The sequence below is a fragment of the Kitasatospora sp. NPDC059327 genome (assembly GCF_042752535.1).
In the GTDB taxonomy this organism is placed as follows: domain Bacteria; phylum Actinomycetota; class Actinomycetes; order Streptomycetales; family Streptomycetaceae; genus Kitasatospora.
In genome coordinates this window covers 14,280-30,010 of sequence record NZ_JBHYYB010000023.1, presented here as the reverse complement: position 1 = coordinate 30,010, position 15,731 = coordinate 14,280, and the positions used below count along the sequence as shown (strand labels likewise).

Here is a 15,731-nt window from a genome sequence, read left to right as displayed (position 1 = left end):
TACCCCGACCGGCGGCGAAGGCCGAGCGGCACCACCACCGCCACCCGGGTGCCACAATGGTCGCCGACAATCGACCGACTTCTCCTCGGGGTGGACCAGTTGAGCACCGAGATCGCCGAACTGCTGACCCAGACGGGCCCGTTCCTCACGGGGGCGCTCGGCGCCTACGGGACCACCGTCCTCACCCGGGCCGAGGACGCCGCGGCGGACGCCACCGCCAACGCCGGCCGCCGCCTGCTCCAGCGCGTCTGGCGACGCGGTGACGCGGCCGAGCGCGCCGCACTGGAGGCCGCCGTGGCGGACGCGGAGGAGGACCCGGAGTCGGCCACCGCAGCGCTGCGCCTGCACCTGCGGGCGGCCCTGCGCGAGGACACCGAACTGCGCCGCGACATGCGCGAACTGATCAGCCATCAGTCCACCGGTACGATCACCGTCACCGCCGTCGGCGAGCGCTCCGTCGCCGCCCACACCATCGGCACCGCCATCACCGGCGACGGGCACCGCACCGACTCGTGACCGCTCCCGACCCCCTCGCCGCCGCCACCGGCCCGCGGTCCGTCGCCGCCCACACCATCGGCACCGCCGTCACCGGCGACCTCGTGCTGCCCCCCGTCGTCCTCGCCTCCGCCCGCGACACCCCGGCGCCGCCCGAGTGCAACAACCTCGGCCCGCGACCGGTCTGCGTCGGCCGCGCGGAGGAACTCGCCTGGCTGCGCCGCGTCCTGGACACCGACGGCAGCTCCGCCGTCACCCAGTCGCCGACCGTCCACGGCCTCGGCGGCATCGGCAAGACCACCCTCGCGCTGTCCTACGCCCATCTGCACCGCACCTCCTACACCCTGCTCTGGTGGATCCACGCCGAGTCCCCGGCCCGCATCGAACAGTCCCTCGCGGCCCTCGCCGCACGCCTCGCCCCCGCCTGGGCCCCGCACGCCTCGGAACGGGAACAGGCCACCTGGGCGCTCAACTGGCTGCACTGGCACCAGGGCTGGCTGCTCGTCCTGGACAACGCCGAGGACCCCCGCGACCTGCACCCCTACCTCGGCTCACTGACCGGTGGCCACCTGCTCGTCACCACCCGCCGGGCCACCGGCTGGCCCCGCGGCACCCCCACCCGCGCCCTCGGTGTGCTGGCCCCCGACGAGGCCGCGGCCCTCCTCTGCGGCCCCGACCCCGACCCGCGCGAACTCCGCGAGGCCCGGCTGCTCGCCGCCGACCTCGGACACCTCCCGCTCGCCCTCGACCAGGCCGGCGCGTACCTGGCCCGCAACCGCACGGTGGACATCGCCGCCTACCGCCGCCGACTGGGCAGCAAGCTCGACAAGGCCGCCGACGGCGTCGACGCCCGGCGCACCATCGCGCGCGTCTGGACGCAGACCCTCGCGGCCCTCGCCGACCACGATCCGCTCGCCGTCACCGTCCTGCACACCCTGGCCTGGCTCGCCCCCGACGACATCCCCGTGACCCTGCTGAGCCGGCTCACCGAGCACGAGGACACCGGCGAGGATCCGGACGAGGACGCGCACGAGGACGCCGTCGCCGAAGCCCTCGGCACCCTCGCCTCGTACAGCATGGTCACCCTCACCCCGACCAGCGTCGGCATCCACCGCCTCGTCCAGACCGTCCTGCGCGGTGCCCCCGACCGGCCCGGCCGCGCCGAGGCCGAGGACGCCGTCGCCCGTGCCCTCGACGACCTCCCCGAGCCGGACGGCAACCCCTCCCCCGCCTGGGACGCCGTGCTCCCCCACCTCATAGCGCTGGCCGGTACCGCCAAGGCCGAGTTCCCCGACGCCCTCACGACCGACCACTACCAGTCCGCCGCCCAGTACCTCCACGATCTGGGCCACAGCGCCCGCGCCATCCCCCTGCTGCTCGCCGACCTGGCCCTGCACGAGCGGACTCTCGGGGAGACCCACCTCAAGACCCTGACCTGCCGCCACAACCTCGCCTACGCGTACGAGGAGGCCGGCGACCTCGGACGGGCCCTCCCGCTGCTCGAAGGCACGCTCGCCGCCCGGGAAGAAGTCCTCGGCCCCCTCCACCCCTCCACCCTGGTCAGCCGCAACAACCTCGCCTCCGCCTACCGCTCGGCCGGCGACTTCAACCGTGCCCTCCCGCTCCTGAAAACCACCCTCACCCAACACGAGCAGGTCCTCGGCCCCCTCGCCCCCGACACTCTCAGCACGCGCAACAACCTCGCCTCCGCCTACCGCTGGGCCGGCGACCTCAACCGTGCCCTCCCGCTCCTGAAAACCACCCTCACCCAGTACGAGCAAGTCCTCGGCCCAGACGACCCCGCCACCCTGGTCAGCCGCAACAATCTGGCCTCCGCCTACCTCGCGGCCGGCGACCTCGACCGCGCCGTCCCACTGCTGGAAACCACCCTCACCCAGTCCGAGCAGGTTCTCGGCCCCACCCACCGCCGCACCCTCACCAGCCGCGACAACCTCGCCACCGCCTACCTCGAAGCCGGGGACCTCGACCGCGCCGTCCGTCTGCTGGAAGCCGTCCTCGCCGAACGCGAACAGCTCCTCGGCGAGGACCACCCGGACACTGTCACGAGCCGCCGCACCCTCGCCTTCGCACGGAAGCGGCGCGCCCTGGGCCGGTCCCTCCCGGAAGCCTGACCCCGGGGCCTCACCCGGTCCTCCGACACCGCTCAGCACCGGCCTCGGCCCAGGCCCGACCGATCGCCCCCGCCAACGCCGAGGGGCGCCCGGCCCGCCACCGGGGATCTCCCCCGACGGCGGCCCGGGCGCCCCTCCGGCACCGCGTGCGTCAGGCGGTGCGGCGCAGCAGCGCCAGGTACATCGCGTCCGTCCCGTGCAGGTGCGGCCAGAGCTGGACGTCCGGGCCGTCGCCCAGGGCCGGCACCCCGGGCAGCAGCGGGCGGGCGTCGATCCACTCCACCCGGCCGCCCTGCTCGCGCAGCACGTCGTCCACGACGGCCCGGGTCTCGGCGAGGTGCGGCGAGCAGGTCGCGTAGCCGACGACGCCGCCGACCCGGGTGGCGTCGATGGCCCCACGGAGCAGGTCGCGCTGGAGCGGACCGAAGGCGGCCATGTCCTGCGGCCGGCGGCGCCAGCGCGCCTCCGGACGGCGGCGCAGTGCGCCGAGACCTGAGCAGGGGACGTCCACGAGCACCCGGTCGAACCCGTCGGCCCGCCAGGCGGGGCGGGTGCCGTCGGCGGCGATCACGGTGTACGGGCCGGGGTTGCCCTCCAGCGCGCGGGCGACCAGCCGGGCCCGGTGCGGCTGCTTCTCGCTGGCCACCAGGGCGGCGCCGCGCTCGGCGGCCAGGGCGGCGAGCAGCGCGGCCTTGCCGCCGGGGCCGGCGCAGCCGTCCAGCCAGAGCCGGTCCGGGCCGTCGACCGGTGCCGCGGCCAGCGCGAGCGCGACCAGCTGGCTGCCCTCGTCCTGGACACCGGCGCGGTTCTCCTGGACGGCGGGGAGCGTGCCCGGGTCGCCGCCCTCGGCGAGCCGGAGCGCGAACGGGGACCAGCGGCCGGGCTCGGCCTCGGGCAGGGCCTCGGCGAGGTCGGTCACCGCGATCCGGCCCGGGCGGGCGACCAGGGTCACCTCGGGCCGCTCGTTGTCGGCGCGCAGCAGCTCCTCGATCGCGGTGCGGCCGGCGGCGTCCGGCTGCCAGCGGCCGAGCGAGTCCCAGAGGGCCGCGACGACCCAGCGCGGGTGCGAGTGGACGACGGCCAGGTGGTCCTCGGCGTCCTTCTCGTAGGGCGGGGCGACCTTGCCGATCCAGGTGTCCAGGTCGTGGGCGCTGATCCGGCGCAGCACGGCGTTGACGAACTTGGCCTTGCCGTCACCGAGGACCACCCGGGCCAGCTCGACGGTGGCCGAGACGGCGGCGTGGCTGGGGATGCGGGTGGTGAGCAGCTGGTGGGCGCCGAGCGACAGGACGTCCAGGACCGGCGGGTCGACCTTGCTCAGCGGACGGTCGATGCAGGCGGCGATGACCGCGTCGTAGGTGCCCTGGAGGCGCAGGGTGCCGTAGACGAGTTCGGTGGCGAGGGCGGCGTCGCGCCGGTCCATGCCCTTCTGCTCGGCTTCGCGCAGCAGCGAGGGCAGGATCAGGTTGGCGTAGGCGTCGCGCTCGTCGACGGCCCGCAGGGCGCGGAAGGCGACGATGCGCGCCGGGTCCTTCTTGGGACGACGGTGCGGACGGGGCGCGCGGCCGGCGCTGGGTGTGCTCACAGGTGCCTCAAAGTGCTGCGGTGGTTATCGGACGAACGGTGGCCCCCGAGGGGTGCCAGTTTGACGGTACACCCCCGTGCGCCGGCCGCCCGGCCCGGCCGTGACCGGTCATGACCGGTCATGACCGGTCATGACCGGCCGGTCCGGCGGTGCGGCGGTCCCGGGCGGTGTCGGCTCGCGGCGTCAGCCCGCGGTGTCCCCGAAGCGCTCGCCGGACTCGATCCGCGCCCCCCGCGCCCAGTCGGCGGCACGCATCGGCTTCTTGCCCTGCGGCTGCACCTCACCGAGCTCGATCTCATGGCTGCCGGTTCCGACGCGGACGCTGTTCTTGCCGACGGCCAGCTCGCCGGGGGTGAGCGCGGCGGCGTCCGTCACCAGCTTCACCGGGCCGGACACCTTGAGCCGCTCACCGCGGAAGAGCGTCCAGGCACCGGGGGCGGGGGCGCAGCCGCGCACCACCCGGTCGATCCGCAGCGCGGGGTGAGCCCAGTCGATCCGGGCGTCCTCGACGTTGATCTTCGGCGCGAGCGTGATGCCGTCGACGGGCTGCGGGACGGCGTGCAGGGAGCCGTCGGCGATGCCGTCCATGGTGGCGGCCAGCAGGCGGGCGCCGGAGTGCGCGAGGCGGTCGAGCAGCTCGCCGCTGGTGTCGGTCGGGCGGATCTCCTCGGTGATGACGCCGTAGACCGGGCCGGAGTCGAGGCCCTGCTCGATCCGGAAGGTGGACGCGCCGGTGACCTCGTCGCCGGCCAGCACCGCGTGCTGCACGGGGGCGGCGCCGCGCCAGGCCGGGAGCAGCGAGAAGTGCAGGTTGACCCAGCCGTGCGCGGGGATCTCCAGCGCGCCGGGGCGCAGCAGCGCGCCGTACGCGACCACCGGGCAGCAGTCGGGGGCGAGTTCGGTGAGGCGCGCGATGAACTCCGGGTCGCTGGGCTTCACCGGCTTGAGGACCTCGATCCCGGCCTCCTCGGCGCGCTGGGCGACGGGGCTGGCGACCAGCTTGCGGCCGCGTCCGGCGGGGGCGTCGGGGCGGGTGACCACCGCGACGACCTCGTGCCGGTCGGAGGCGAGCAGGGCGTCCAGGGCGGGAACGGCGACCTCGGGGGTGCCGGCGAACACGAGGCGCATCAAGTGCCTTTCTGGTAAAGGGAATTCGGTAGCAGTGCCGGCCCGGCGGCGGTCAGCGAGCGGAGCCGAAGGTGCTGTGCGGGGAGACCCGGACGACGGGCGCGGGGCCCTCGCCCCAGTCCGCCTCGCGGATCGCCTTCAGCGCTTCCTTGCGCCGCTCGCGGTCGAGGCGGTCGATGAAGATGATGCCGTCGAGGTGGTCGGTCTCGTGCTGGATGCAGCGGGCGAGCAACTGGGTGCCCTCGACGGTGATCGGATCGCCGTACATGGTGAAGCCCTTGGCGACCACGCCGTACGCGCGCTTGGTGTCGTAGCGCAGGCCGGGCAGCGAGAGGCAGCCCTCCGGGCCGTCCTGCTCCTCCTCGGTCAACGACAGGTCGGGGTTGATCAGGTGACCGACGACGCCGTCCACGTGATAGGTGAACACCCTGAGGGAAACCCCGAGTTGGGGGGCGGCCAGGCCGGCGCCGGGCGCGTCGAGCATGGTCTCGGTGAGGTCCCGGACCAGGGTGCGCAGTTCCTTGTCGAAGGTGGTCACCGGCTGGGCGGTCGCCCGCAGGACGGGGTCTCCGAAGATGCGGATCGGCTGGATCGCCACGGCGTACGGGCTCCTGTCCGTCGGGGGTTCGGGCATGCGGGCTTGCAGGCGTTCAGGACTGCGGGCGTTCGGGACTGCGGGCGTTCAGGACTGCGGGCGTTCGGGACTGCGGGCGTTCAGGACTGCGGTCGTTCGGGACTGCGGGCGTTCAGGACTGCGGTCGTTCGGGACGGCGGGCGTTCGCGCGCCCCGCCCCCCGGACGCGCCGGGCGCGGACCCGCGCACGAGCCGGCCGCCGACCGATTCTATGCAATCGGACCGGGGCACTGCCCGCCCCTCCGGCCCGCTGCCGCGCAGGTCTTCGGCCCCCGGCAGGGTGTTCTGGCATATCCCGAGTCGGCCCGGCTGCGTGACCCCGGCGGCCGGTCCGGCGTTGGTCAAGTGAGATTGACCGGGGCCGGAACGTGCGGGACACCGCGTTCCGGCCGAGCTGAACCGTACGGAAGGTGGCACGTAGGCCATGGCCGAGCAGATCAATCACGACGCCCGGGCGCGGGCGAGCCTGCACCTGCTGGTGCGGGACATCGAGCGGGTGCGGCGGCAGGTCGACGCGCTGCGGACGCTGACCGCCCAGTTGGGCAACGTCTACCGTCCGCGCCGCCCCAGCACCTCGGCCGGGTTCGTGGTGTACGGGCGGGCGCCCGCGCCGACGGTGCGGCTGGCGCAGGAGCTGCGCGAGAGCGTGGAGACGCTGGTGGCGGCGGCGGTCGAGTTCGACCGCGCGCTGGGCTTCTCCTGGGACTCGGTGGGCTCGGCTCTCGGGGTCACCAAGCAGGCGGTGCACCGGCGCTACGGGATGCGCCGGCCGACCAGCGAGCTGCTGGCGGCCGGTGGGGTGCCCGCCGGCGCCGTCCCGGGGGTGCCGGGAGCGGCCCGGCCGGACCGCTCCGAGGAGGTGCCGGCCGCCGCGCCCGCGCCGACCGGACTGGCCGCGACCGTCCCCGCGGCCCGCCAGGGCGGCCTGGACCGCAGCGCCCTGGACCGGGCCGCGCTGGAACGGTCCGCGCACGACCGCCCTACCCACGACCGGGGCCCGCTGGACCGCCCCGGCATCCCGCTGCGCGGCTGAGCCCCCAGGGGTCCGTGCGGTCCGGGCGAGCGCGCCGCACCGCACGGGCCCTCGGGCCGGGACCGGGCGCCCGCGAGCCCCGCGCGCACCCACCGGATCCCGCACGCCCCCTCCGACCACCGCACCGGCCGGCTCAGCCGATGTCGGTCGGATCGATCCGCACCTTCACCACCTCAGGCGTTCGCAGCGCGATCCGCGCGATCTGCGCCGCCTTCAGCGCCGCCGCCAGCGCCGCGCCCTGCCCGGGCGGCACCCGCAGCAGCGCCCGCTCCTGCTCCTCCCCCCGCAGCGCGGGCCCCGGCACCGGCCCCAGCACATCCGCCTCGGAGGGCAGCCGGATCAGCCCGAGCAGATCCGCCACCGCCGCCGGGCTGCCACTGACCGAGGCCATCCGCGACACCGGGGGGAAGTGCAGCTGCGCCCGCTCCTCCAGCTCCAGCCCGGCGTGGCCGAGCGGGTCCCAGCGGACCAGCGCCTGCACCGGCCGCGCGGTCGGCTCGGCCACCACGACCACCGTGCCGCCCTCCGTCGACGGCTTCACCAGCGCGGCGGCGGCCAGCCAGAGCCGCAGCGTCTCCTCCCCCGCCCGCAGGTCCGGCCGGCCGAGCAGCGCCCAGCCGTCCAGCAGCAGCGCGGCCGCGTAGCCGCTGCCGCCCTCGACCACCGGCTCGGCCCCCGGGGTGGAGATCACCAGCGCGGGCTCCGCCGGGACGGTCGCCAGCACCGCGTCCCGCCCGGAGGTCCGCACCGGGATCCGCGGGAAGGCCTTGCCCAGTTCCTCCGCCGTCCGCCGGGCACCGATCACCTGGGCCCGCAGCCGGAACGAGCCGCACTCCTGGCAGTGCCAGTCGGCCGCGTCCTCCCCGCACCACCCGCACCGCAGCGGGGCGTCGGCCGCCGGCGACTCCAGTGGGCCCTCGCACCGGCGGCAGCGCGCGGGAGCCCGGCAGTTCCCGCAGGACAGCCGGGGCACGTAGCCGCGGCGCGGCACCTGGATGAGCACCGGGCCACCGCTCGCCAGCGCCTCCCGCGCCGCCTCCCAGGCCACCGAGGGCAGCCGGGCGGCCTGGGCGCCGGCGTCCCGGTGCTGGTCCTGGTCGGTGACGGTGCGCACCCTCGGCGCCACCTGCCGGACGGTCTCCCGGTCGGCCACCAGCGGCCGGGCCCAGCCGGTGCTGACCAGCTGCGCGCCCTCGACCGTGACGGCGTGCCCGCCCAGCAGGACGCCCGCGCCCTCCTCCGCCGCGCGCAGCAGCGCGACCTCCCGCACGTGCGGGTGCGGGCTGCGCGGATCGCTGTGGCTGCCGTCGCCGTCCGACCAGACGACGACCAGCCCGAGATCGCGCACCGGCGCGAACATGGCGGCGCGCGTGCCGATGGCGGCGCGCACCGAACCGCGGCTCACCGTCAGCCAGCGCCGGTAGCGCTCGCGGGGGCCGAGGTCGGCCACCAGGGTCGCGTGCGTGCCCTCGCCCAGCAGCTCGGTCAGCGCCTGGTCCACCCGCGCCACCGACCGGCCCTCCGGCAGGACGACCAGCGCGCCGCGCCCGCCCGCCAGTGTGGCCGCGACGGCCCGGGCGATCTCGTACGGCCAGCCGGGGCCGGGCAGCGCCGTCCAGACCGCGCGCGGCTGGCCGCCGCCGGCCAGCGAGGCGAGGAAGTCGGGTCCGGCCGGGTAGCGGGACCAGCCGCCGGGCTGCGGCGCCGGCGGCAGCGGCGCGGGCGGCGGGGAGGGCTCGGCCTCGGCCTTGGCGTGCCGGGGCGGGACGGCCAGCTGGAGGACGTCGGCCAGGGTGCCCGCGTACCGGTCGGCGACGGTGCGGCAGAGCCGCAGCAGCTGCGGGGTCAGCACCGGTTCGGGCGAGAGCACCTGGGCCAGCGGCGCCAGCGGACCGGGGAAGTCGCTCTTCTCCAGCCGCTCGACGATGAACCCGTCGTGCAGCTCCCCGCCCTCGCGCTGCCCCTTCACCACCCGCGCCCCGAACCGCACCCGCACCCGGACGCCGGGCCGGGCGTCCTGCGCCATCACGGCGGGCACCTCGTAGTCGAAGAACTTGTCGATGGTCAGGACGCCCTTGTCGACCACCACCCGGGCCACCGGCAGGTGCTCGGCCCGCTTGGCCCCGCGCCAGGTCCGGGGCTTGGCCCGGCGGACCGTGTCCCGGATGAAGGCAAGCTGCTCCGGCGCCGCCCCGGCCTCGTCACTCCCCTGCGTGTTGCTCATCGCTCCCAGTACTACCAGGTCACACCGACAGGACGCCCGCGGCGCCCGCACCGCGCACCACAACGCCGCAGGCGGCGGCCGCCCCGGTTCGGGGCGACCGCCGCCTGCGGTCCGATCCGATCAGCCGACCGCGGGTCAGTCCTGCACGGCCTTCTTCAGCTGCTCGACCCGGTCGGTCCGCTCCCAGGTGAAGTCCGGCAGCTCACGGCCGAAGTGGCCGTACGCGGCGGTCTGCGAGTAGATCGGGCGGAGCAGGTCCAGGTCGCGGATGATCGCGGCCGGACGGAGGTCGAACACGTCGGTGACGGCCTTCTGGATGGCGAGCACCGGCACCGTCTCGGTACCGAAGGTCTCCACGAAGAGGCCGACCGGCTCGGCCTTGCCGATCGCGTACGCGACCTGCACCTCGGCGCGGCTGGCGAGGCCGGCGGCGACGATGTTCTTCGCCACCCAGCGCATCGCGTAGGCGGCCGAGCGGTCCACCTTGGACGGGTCCTTGCCCGAGAAGGCGCCGCCACCGTGACGGGCGAAGCCGCCGTAGGTGTCGATGATGATCTTGCGGCCGGTGAGGCCGGCGTCGCCCATCGGGCCGCCGATCTCGAAACGCCCGGTCGGGTTGACCAGCAGGCGGTAGCCCTCGGTCACCAGCTTGATGCCCTGCTCGGCGAGCGCCTTGAGCTCCGGCTCCACGACGAACTCGCGGATGTCCGGGGTGAGCAGCGAGTCGAGGTCGATGTCGCTCGCGTGCTGCGAGGAGACGACCACGGTGTCGAGGCGGACGGCCTTGTCGCCGTCGTACTCGATGGTGACCTGGGTCTTGCCGTCGGGGCGCAGGTACGGGATGGTCCCGTTCTTGCGGACCTCGGAGAGGCGACGCGCGAGGCGGTGGGCCAGCGTGATCGGCAGCGGCATGAGCTCGGGCGTCTCGTCGGACGCGTAGCCGAACATCAGGCCCTGGTCACCGGCGCCCTGCTTGTCCAGGTCGTCCTCGTCACCCTCCACCCGGGCCTCGTACGCCGTGTCGACACCCTGTGCGATGTCGGGCGACTGGGCACCGATGGACACCGAGACGCCGCAGGAGGCGCCGTCGAAGCCCTTCTTGGAGCTGTCGTAGCCGATCTCCAGGATCTTGTCCCGGACGAGCTGCGCGATCGGCGCGTACGCCTTGGTGGTCACCTCGCCGGCCACATGCACCTGGCCGGTGGTGATGAGCGTCTCCACGGCGACCCGGGACGTCGGGTCCTCTCGCAGGAGAGCGTCAAGGATGGTGTCGCTGATCTGGTCAGCGATCTTGTCGGGGTGTCCCTCGGTCACGGATTCCGAGGTGAACAGGCGGCGAGACACAGCGCTCCCTGGGGTTGCAGCGGCTGCTGACTGAAGGCCCCCGGCGAACCGGGGACATCCGGAAAGACTTGATTCCTGGAGTGTAACGGTCAGCTACCGGCTATCGGGACTCGATTCCGGAAAAGGAGACCGGATGCCCACCTCTTGAGATCAGTCGGCGACCGGTTGCCACCGCTTCACGACCAGGTCCCAGACCACGTCGGCGAGCGCCTCCTTCGGCCCCACCGGCACGGCCGTCTCACTGCCGTCCGAGCCCAGCACCACGGCCTCGTTGACGTCCGTGCCGAACGCCTTGCCGTTGCCGACCTCGTTCACCACCAGCAGGTCACAGCCCTTGCGCGCGAGCTTGGCGCGACCGTTCGCCAGCACGTCGTCGGTCTCCGCCGCGAAACCCACCACCAGTTGGCCCGAACGGGGTCGGCGGGCCGACAGCTCGGCCAGGATGTCCGGGTTGCGGACCAGCGCGACCGGCGCCGGCTCGACCCCGTCGACCTTCTTGATCTTGCCGGCGGCGTACTCGGCCGGTCGGAAATCGGCCACCGCGGCGGCCATCACCACCGCGTCGGCGTCCTGGACCGCCTTCACCGCGGCCTCCCGCAGCTCCAGCGCGGTGGAGACGTGCACCACGTCCACCCCGGCCGGGTCGGGCAGCTCCGCGTTGGCCGAGAGCAGGGTCACCCGGGCGCCGCGCGCGGCGGCGGTCGCGGCGAGCGCGTAGCCCTGCTTGCCGGAGGAGCGGTTGCCGAGGTAGCGCACCGGGTCCAGCGGCTCACGGGTGCCGCCCGCCGAGACCACCACGTGCCGGCCGACCAGATCGGCGGCGGCGACGCCCCGGCGCAGCAGCGCCCGGCAGGCGTCGACGATCGCGGACGGCTCGGGCAGCCGCCCCTTGCCGGTGTCCTTGCCGGTGAGCCGTCCGACGGCGGGCTCCAGCACGACGACACCCCGGCGGCGCAGCGTGGCGACGTTCTCCCGGGTCGCCGGGTGCTCCCACATCTCGGTGTGCATCGCGGGCGCCAGGACGACCGGGCAGCGCGCGGTGAGCAGGGTGTTGGTCAGCAGGTCGTCGGCCAGCCCGTGGGCGGCCTTCGCCATCAGGTCGGCGGTCGCCGGAGCGACCACGACGAGGTCGGCGCTCTGCCCGATCCGCACGTGCGGCACCTCGTGGACCCGCTCCCAGGTCTCGGTGGCGGCCGGCCGGCCGGAGAGCGCGGCCCAGGTGGCCTCGCCGACGAAGTGCAGCGCGGCCTCGGTGGGCACCACGGTGACCTGGTGGCCGGATTCGGTGAACCGCCGCAGCACCTCGCACGCCTTGTAGGCGGCGATGCCGCCACTGACGCCGAGGACGACGCGCGGGGCGACCGCCCGGTCCGTGCTCGCGCTCATGCTTCCCACTCTCTCCTCGCTCGGGACGTGCTCACCCTACGGCCCCCCGCCGGACGGCGGCGCGGTGCACCCCGTCCCGCCGCGGGAACGCCGAAGGGCCCGCCGGAACGAGTCCGGCGGGCCCTTCGAACAGCATGAGGGGACCGGGTCAGGCCGCCTCGACCGCCTCGGCGGTGAGCATGCCGGCGTTGATCTCGCGCAGCGCGATCGACAGCGGCTTCTCGTGCACGTGGGTGTCGACCAGCGGGCCGACGTACTCCAGCAGGCCCTCACCGAGCTGCGAGTAGTACGCGTTGATCTGGCGCGCGCGCTTGGCGGCGTAGATCACGAGGCTGTACTTGGAGTCGGTGGCCTCAAGCAGCTCATCGATCGGCGGGTTGATGATGCCCTCGGGCGCGGTCATCGAAGAGGACACGCTAAAACCTTCCGAAAGGGTGGAAAAGACAGACAGGTCAGGCTACACCGAGCAAGGCTAGCAGTTCGGCCGCTACCTGCTCGACCGAGGTGTTGACAAGACTCGTGTCGAACTCCGGCTCGGCGGCCAGCTCGACGGTGGCCGCCTCCAGCCGCTTCTCGATCACGTCCTGCGGCTCGGTGCCCCGGCCGGTGAGCCGGCGGACCAGCTCGTCCCAGCTCGGCGGAGCCAGGAAGACCAGCTGCGCCTCGGGCATCGACTCGCGCACCTGGCGGGCACCCTGCAGGTCGATCTCCAGCAGGACCGGCACGCCGGCTTCCAGCTTCTCCAGCACGGCCTGGCGCGGGGTGCCGTAGCGGTTGCCCGCGAACACGGCCCACTCCAGCAGCTCACCGTTGGCGATCAGCTTGTCGAACTCGTCGTTGTCGACGAAGTGGTACTGGACCCCGTGCTGCTCGCCCGGCCTCGGGTGGCGGGTCGTCGCCGACACCGAGAGCCAGACTTCGGGGTGCTGCTTCCTCATATGAGCGACGACCGTGCTCTTGCCGACCCCCGAGGGGCCGGAGAGCACGGTCAGCCGCGGACGCTCACTCATGCACCGATTATCCCGGATCGCGGACGCTCCCGGGACCACGGGGGCACGGTCAGGCGGCACCGCCGCCGAACTCCCGCTCCAGGGAGGCGATCTGGTTCGTACCGAGGCCACGGACACGACGGCTCTCGCTGATGCCGAGGCGCTCCATGATCTGCTTGGCGCGGACCTTGCCCACGCCGGGGAGGGACTCCAGCAGCGCGGAGACCTTCATCTTGCCGATCACGTCGTTGTCGGCCTTGCCGGCCTTGATCACCTCGTGCAGGGAGGCGCCGGAGTGCTTGAGCCGATTCTTGACCTCGGCGCGCTCCCGGCGAGCCTCGGCGGCCTTGGCGAGCGCGGCGGTGCGCTGTTCAGGGGTAAGGGGCGGAAGAGCCACGCCGTTCACCTCAGGGTGTGGAAGGAAGGGATTGAGCTATGACTGGTTTGGTTCCCAGGGCACCGGCCACAGGGGAACCTCACGGCTCCTGACCTGCGAGAGCAACGGGAATCGCGGCTCTTCGATGACCTATCGCCGGACACTACCCGGATTGCGGCGCCGCGTCAGGAAAAGAACACGAAAAGTCCTGGTCAGCCAAGGCCGACCAGGACTTTCCCGGGCAAAATGACCGCGATTGCGGACCTTTGGGGCCGCCGATGTGACGGCGCTCACGTCAAGTCCGGAGACCTCGCGCCACCCCGTCGCGCCATCGCAGCACATCACGCCACCTTCGCGGCGGCCGTCGCGCGCCCTCCGACGACGCGGCGGCGCCCGCTACTCCACCGCGTCCGCGTACTCCCCGACGAAGCGCTCCGCGGCCTCCCGCAGGGCCGGCACCGACGGGCCGTGCCGCAGGACGTCGCGGCTGACGCTGGGCACCACGTTGCGCACCGAGGCGCCGAACACCCGCGGCAGGTCGGCCATCGTGGCGCCCTGGGCACCGATCCCCGGGGCCAGCAGCGGGCCGTTGATCGCCAGGTCGACACCGGCGTCGGCCAGCGTCGCGCCGACCACCGCGCCGAAGGAGCCGAGCGGCTCGGCGCCGGCGTTCTCGGCGGCCAGCTGCCGTAGCACCGAGGCCGCCACCGAGGCGCCGTCCGCGCCGGTCGCGCGCTGCACCTCGGCGCCCTCCGGGTTGGAGGTGAGCGCCAGCGCGAACACCCCGGCGCCGTTGGCCGCCGCCAGGTCGAGCGCGGGGCGCAGCGAGCCGAAGCCCAGGTAGGGGCTGACGGTGACGGCGTCCGAGAAGAGCGGGCTGCCCGGCGCCAGGAAGGCCTCGGCGTAGGCGGCCATGGTGGAGCCGATGTCGCCGCGCTTGGCGTCCATCAGGACCAGCGCGCCCGCCGCCCTGGCCTCCTCGACGGACTTCTCCAGCACCGCGACGCCCTTGGAGCCGAAGCGCTCGAAGAAGGCCGCCTGGGGCTTGAGCACGGCCACCCGGTCGGCCAGGGCCTCCACCACCGTGCGGCTGAAGGTCTCCAGGCCCGCCACGGAGTCGTCCAGGCCCCAGGCGGCGAGCAGGGAGGTGTGCGGGTCGATGCCGACGCAGAGCTGGCCGCGGGTGTCGAGGGCGTGGCGCAGGCGGGCGCCGAAGGGGGCGAGGGTCATGACGTCCTTCCGGGGCGTGGAACGTGGGTGAGGGGGGTGGCGGGGGCGTGCGGCCCGCCGGCGGGCCTCAGGAGGCCTTGGCGCTGCCGACGGCGGCCGCCAGGTCGCGGAAGCCGCCGGCCCGGACGCGCGCCGAGAGGCCCTTGTGGACGCGCCGGCACCAGAACGGGCCCTGGTAGATGAAGGCGCTGTAGCCCTGGACCAGGTCGGCGCCGTGGATGATGCGCTGCCAGGCGTCCTCGGCGGTCTCGACGCCGCCGACCGAGACCAGGGTCAGCCGGCCCTCGGTGCGGGCGCGCAGGCGCTGCAGCACCTCCAGCGCGCGGGCCTTGAGCGGGGCGCCGGACAGGCCACCCATGCCGATCTCCTCGATCCGGGCGGCACTCTCGCGCAGGCCCTCGCGGCCGATCGTGGTGTTGGTGGCGATGATGCCGTCCAGACCCAGCTCCAGCGCGAGGTCGGCGACCGCGTCGACGTCCTCGTCGGCCAGGTCCGGGGCGATCTTGACCAGCAGCGGCACGTGGTGCGCGGTGGAGCGGTCGGCGGCCTCGCGGACGGCGGCGAGCAGCGGGCCGAGGTGCGAGACGGCCTGGAGGTCGCGCAGGCCCGGGGTGTTCGGGGAGCTGACGTTGACCACCAGGTAGTCGGCGTACTTGGCCAGCCGCTCGGTCGACTTCACGTAGTCGGCGACCGCGTCGGCCTCCTCGACCAGCTTGGTCTTGCCGATGTTGATGCCGACGACCGGGGTGGAGCTGGTGTGCGGGCGCTGCGCGAGGCGGGCGGCGACCCGGGCCGAGCCCTGGTTGTTGAAGCCCATCCGGTTGATCAGCGCGCGGTCCTCGACCAGGCGGAACAGGCGCGGGGCCGGGTTGCCGGGCTGCGGCTCACCGGTGACGGTGCCGATCTCGACGTAGTCGAAGCCGAGCATCGACAGTCCGTCGATGCCGACGCCGTTCTTGTCGAAGCCGGCCGCGAGGCCGAACGGGCCGGGCAGGTCGAGACCGAGGGCGGTGGTCCGCAGCGCGCGGTCGCGCGGGGCGAGCGCCAGCCGCGCGAGGCCGCGCAGGCCGGGCACCGAGGAGGCCAGTCGGATCCAGAAGAAGGCCAGGTGGTGGGCCTTCTCGGGGTCCATCTTCTTGAAGACGAGGTCGAACAGGAGCTTGTACAAGACGGTC

At 74.2% G+C, this 15,731-nt stretch carries 14 protein-coding genes; 3 read left to right on the top strand and 11 right to left on the bottom strand.

Annotated features, from left to right (window positions below; all coding sequences use genetic code 11):
• Positions 1–99: 99 nt before the first annotated feature.
• Positions 100–516: a hypothetical protein gene (locus tag ACFXHB_RS16500; protein WP_380574915.1), complete on the top strand. Its 417-nt coding sequence runs from the start codon at positions 100–102 to the stop codon at positions 514–516.
• Positions 513–2,627, top strand: a complete 2,115-nt coding sequence (locus ACFXHB_RS16495; RefSeq protein ID WP_380574914.1) for a tetratricopeptide repeat protein — start codon at positions 513–515, stop codon at positions 2,625–2,627. The genes ACFXHB_RS16500 and ACFXHB_RS16495 overlap by 4 nt, the downstream gene beginning before the upstream one ends.
• A gap of 151 nt (positions 2,628–2,778) precedes the next feature.
• Here ACFXHB_RS16495 and ACFXHB_RS16490 read toward each other — a convergent pair whose 3' ends face one another.
• The 3 genes from ACFXHB_RS16490 to def form a co-directional block, all read right to left on the bottom strand.
• Complete coding sequence (locus ACFXHB_RS16490; RefSeq protein ID WP_380574913.1) at positions 2,779–4,212, bottom strand: RsmB/NOP family class I SAM-dependent RNA methyltransferase; 1,434 nt, start codon at positions 4,210–4,212, stop codon at positions 2,779–2,781.
• A 183-nt stretch (positions 4,213–4,395) separates the two neighbouring features.
• On the bottom strand, positions 4,396–5,340 hold the full coding sequence (gene fmt / locus ACFXHB_RS16485; protein WP_380574912.1) for a methionyl-tRNA formyltransferase: 945 nt from the start codon (positions 5,338–5,340) through the stop codon (positions 4,396–4,398).
• A 52-nt stretch (positions 5,341–5,392) separates the two neighbouring features.
• Complete coding sequence (def, locus tag ACFXHB_RS16480) at positions 5,393–5,938, bottom strand: peptide deformylase (RefSeq protein ID WP_380574911.1); 546 nt, start codon at positions 5,936–5,938, stop codon at positions 5,393–5,395.
• A 460-nt stretch (positions 5,939–6,398) separates the two neighbouring features.
• Between def and ACFXHB_RS16475 the strand changes: the two genes are divergently transcribed.
• Positions 6,399–7,007, top strand: coding sequence for a hypothetical protein (locus ACFXHB_RS16475; RefSeq protein ID WP_380574910.1), 609 nt, complete (start codon positions 6,399–6,401; stop codon positions 7,005–7,007).
• Positions 7,008–7,140: 133 nt separating this feature from the next.
• On the opposite strand, the gene ACFXHB_RS16470 is transcribed toward ACFXHB_RS16475, so the two are convergent.
• From ACFXHB_RS16470 to ACFXHB_RS16435, 8 genes are all read right to left on the bottom strand, one after another.
• The gene (locus ACFXHB_RS16470) at positions 7,141–9,231 is read right to left on the bottom strand and encodes a primosomal protein N' (protein ID WP_380574909.1); all 2,091 of its coding nucleotides are present in this window, start codon (positions 9,229–9,231) and stop codon (positions 7,141–7,143) included.
• 135 nt (positions 9,232–9,366) lie between these two features.
• Entirely contained in the window at positions 9,367–10,575 is a 1,209-nt protein-coding gene (gene metK, locus ACFXHB_RS16465) for a methionine adenosyltransferase (RefSeq protein ID WP_380574907.1), read from the bottom strand.
• A gap of 150 nt (positions 10,576–10,725) precedes the next feature.
• Positions 10,726–11,961 (bottom strand): bifunctional phosphopantothenoylcysteine decarboxylase/phosphopantothenate--cysteine ligase CoaBC, encoded by a 1,236-nt coding sequence (gene coaBC / locus ACFXHB_RS16460; RefSeq protein ID WP_380574905.1) that lies wholly within the window; start codon positions 11,959–11,961, stop codon positions 10,726–10,728.
• A gap of 148 nt (positions 11,962–12,109) precedes the next feature.
• The gene (gene rpoZ, locus ACFXHB_RS16455; protein WP_030056185.1) at positions 12,110–12,376 is read right to left on the bottom strand and encodes a DNA-directed RNA polymerase subunit omega; all 267 of its coding nucleotides are present in this window, start codon (positions 12,374–12,376) and stop codon (positions 12,110–12,112) included.
• 37 nt (positions 12,377–12,413) lie between these two features.
• Positions 12,414–12,971, bottom strand: coding sequence for a guanylate kinase (gene gmk, locus ACFXHB_RS16450; RefSeq protein ID WP_380574902.1), 558 nt, complete (start codon positions 12,969–12,971; stop codon positions 12,414–12,416).
• 49 nt (positions 12,972–13,020) lie between these two features.
• Positions 13,021–13,347: an integration host factor, actinobacterial type gene (gene mihF / locus ACFXHB_RS16445; protein WP_030056187.1), complete on the bottom strand. Its 327-nt coding sequence runs from the start codon at positions 13,345–13,347 to the stop codon at positions 13,021–13,023.
• A gap of 375 nt (positions 13,348–13,722) precedes the next feature.
• On the bottom strand, positions 13,723–14,556 hold the full coding sequence (gene pyrF, locus ACFXHB_RS16440) for an orotidine-5'-phosphate decarboxylase (RefSeq protein ID WP_380574901.1): 834 nt from the start codon (positions 14,554–14,556) through the stop codon (positions 13,723–13,725).
• 67 nt (positions 14,557–14,623) lie between these two features.
• Positions 14,624–15,724, bottom strand: a complete 1,101-nt coding sequence (locus tag ACFXHB_RS16435) for a quinone-dependent dihydroorotate dehydrogenase (RefSeq protein WP_380574900.1) — start codon at positions 15,722–15,724, stop codon at positions 14,624–14,626.
• Positions 15,725–15,731 lie beyond the last annotated feature (7 nt).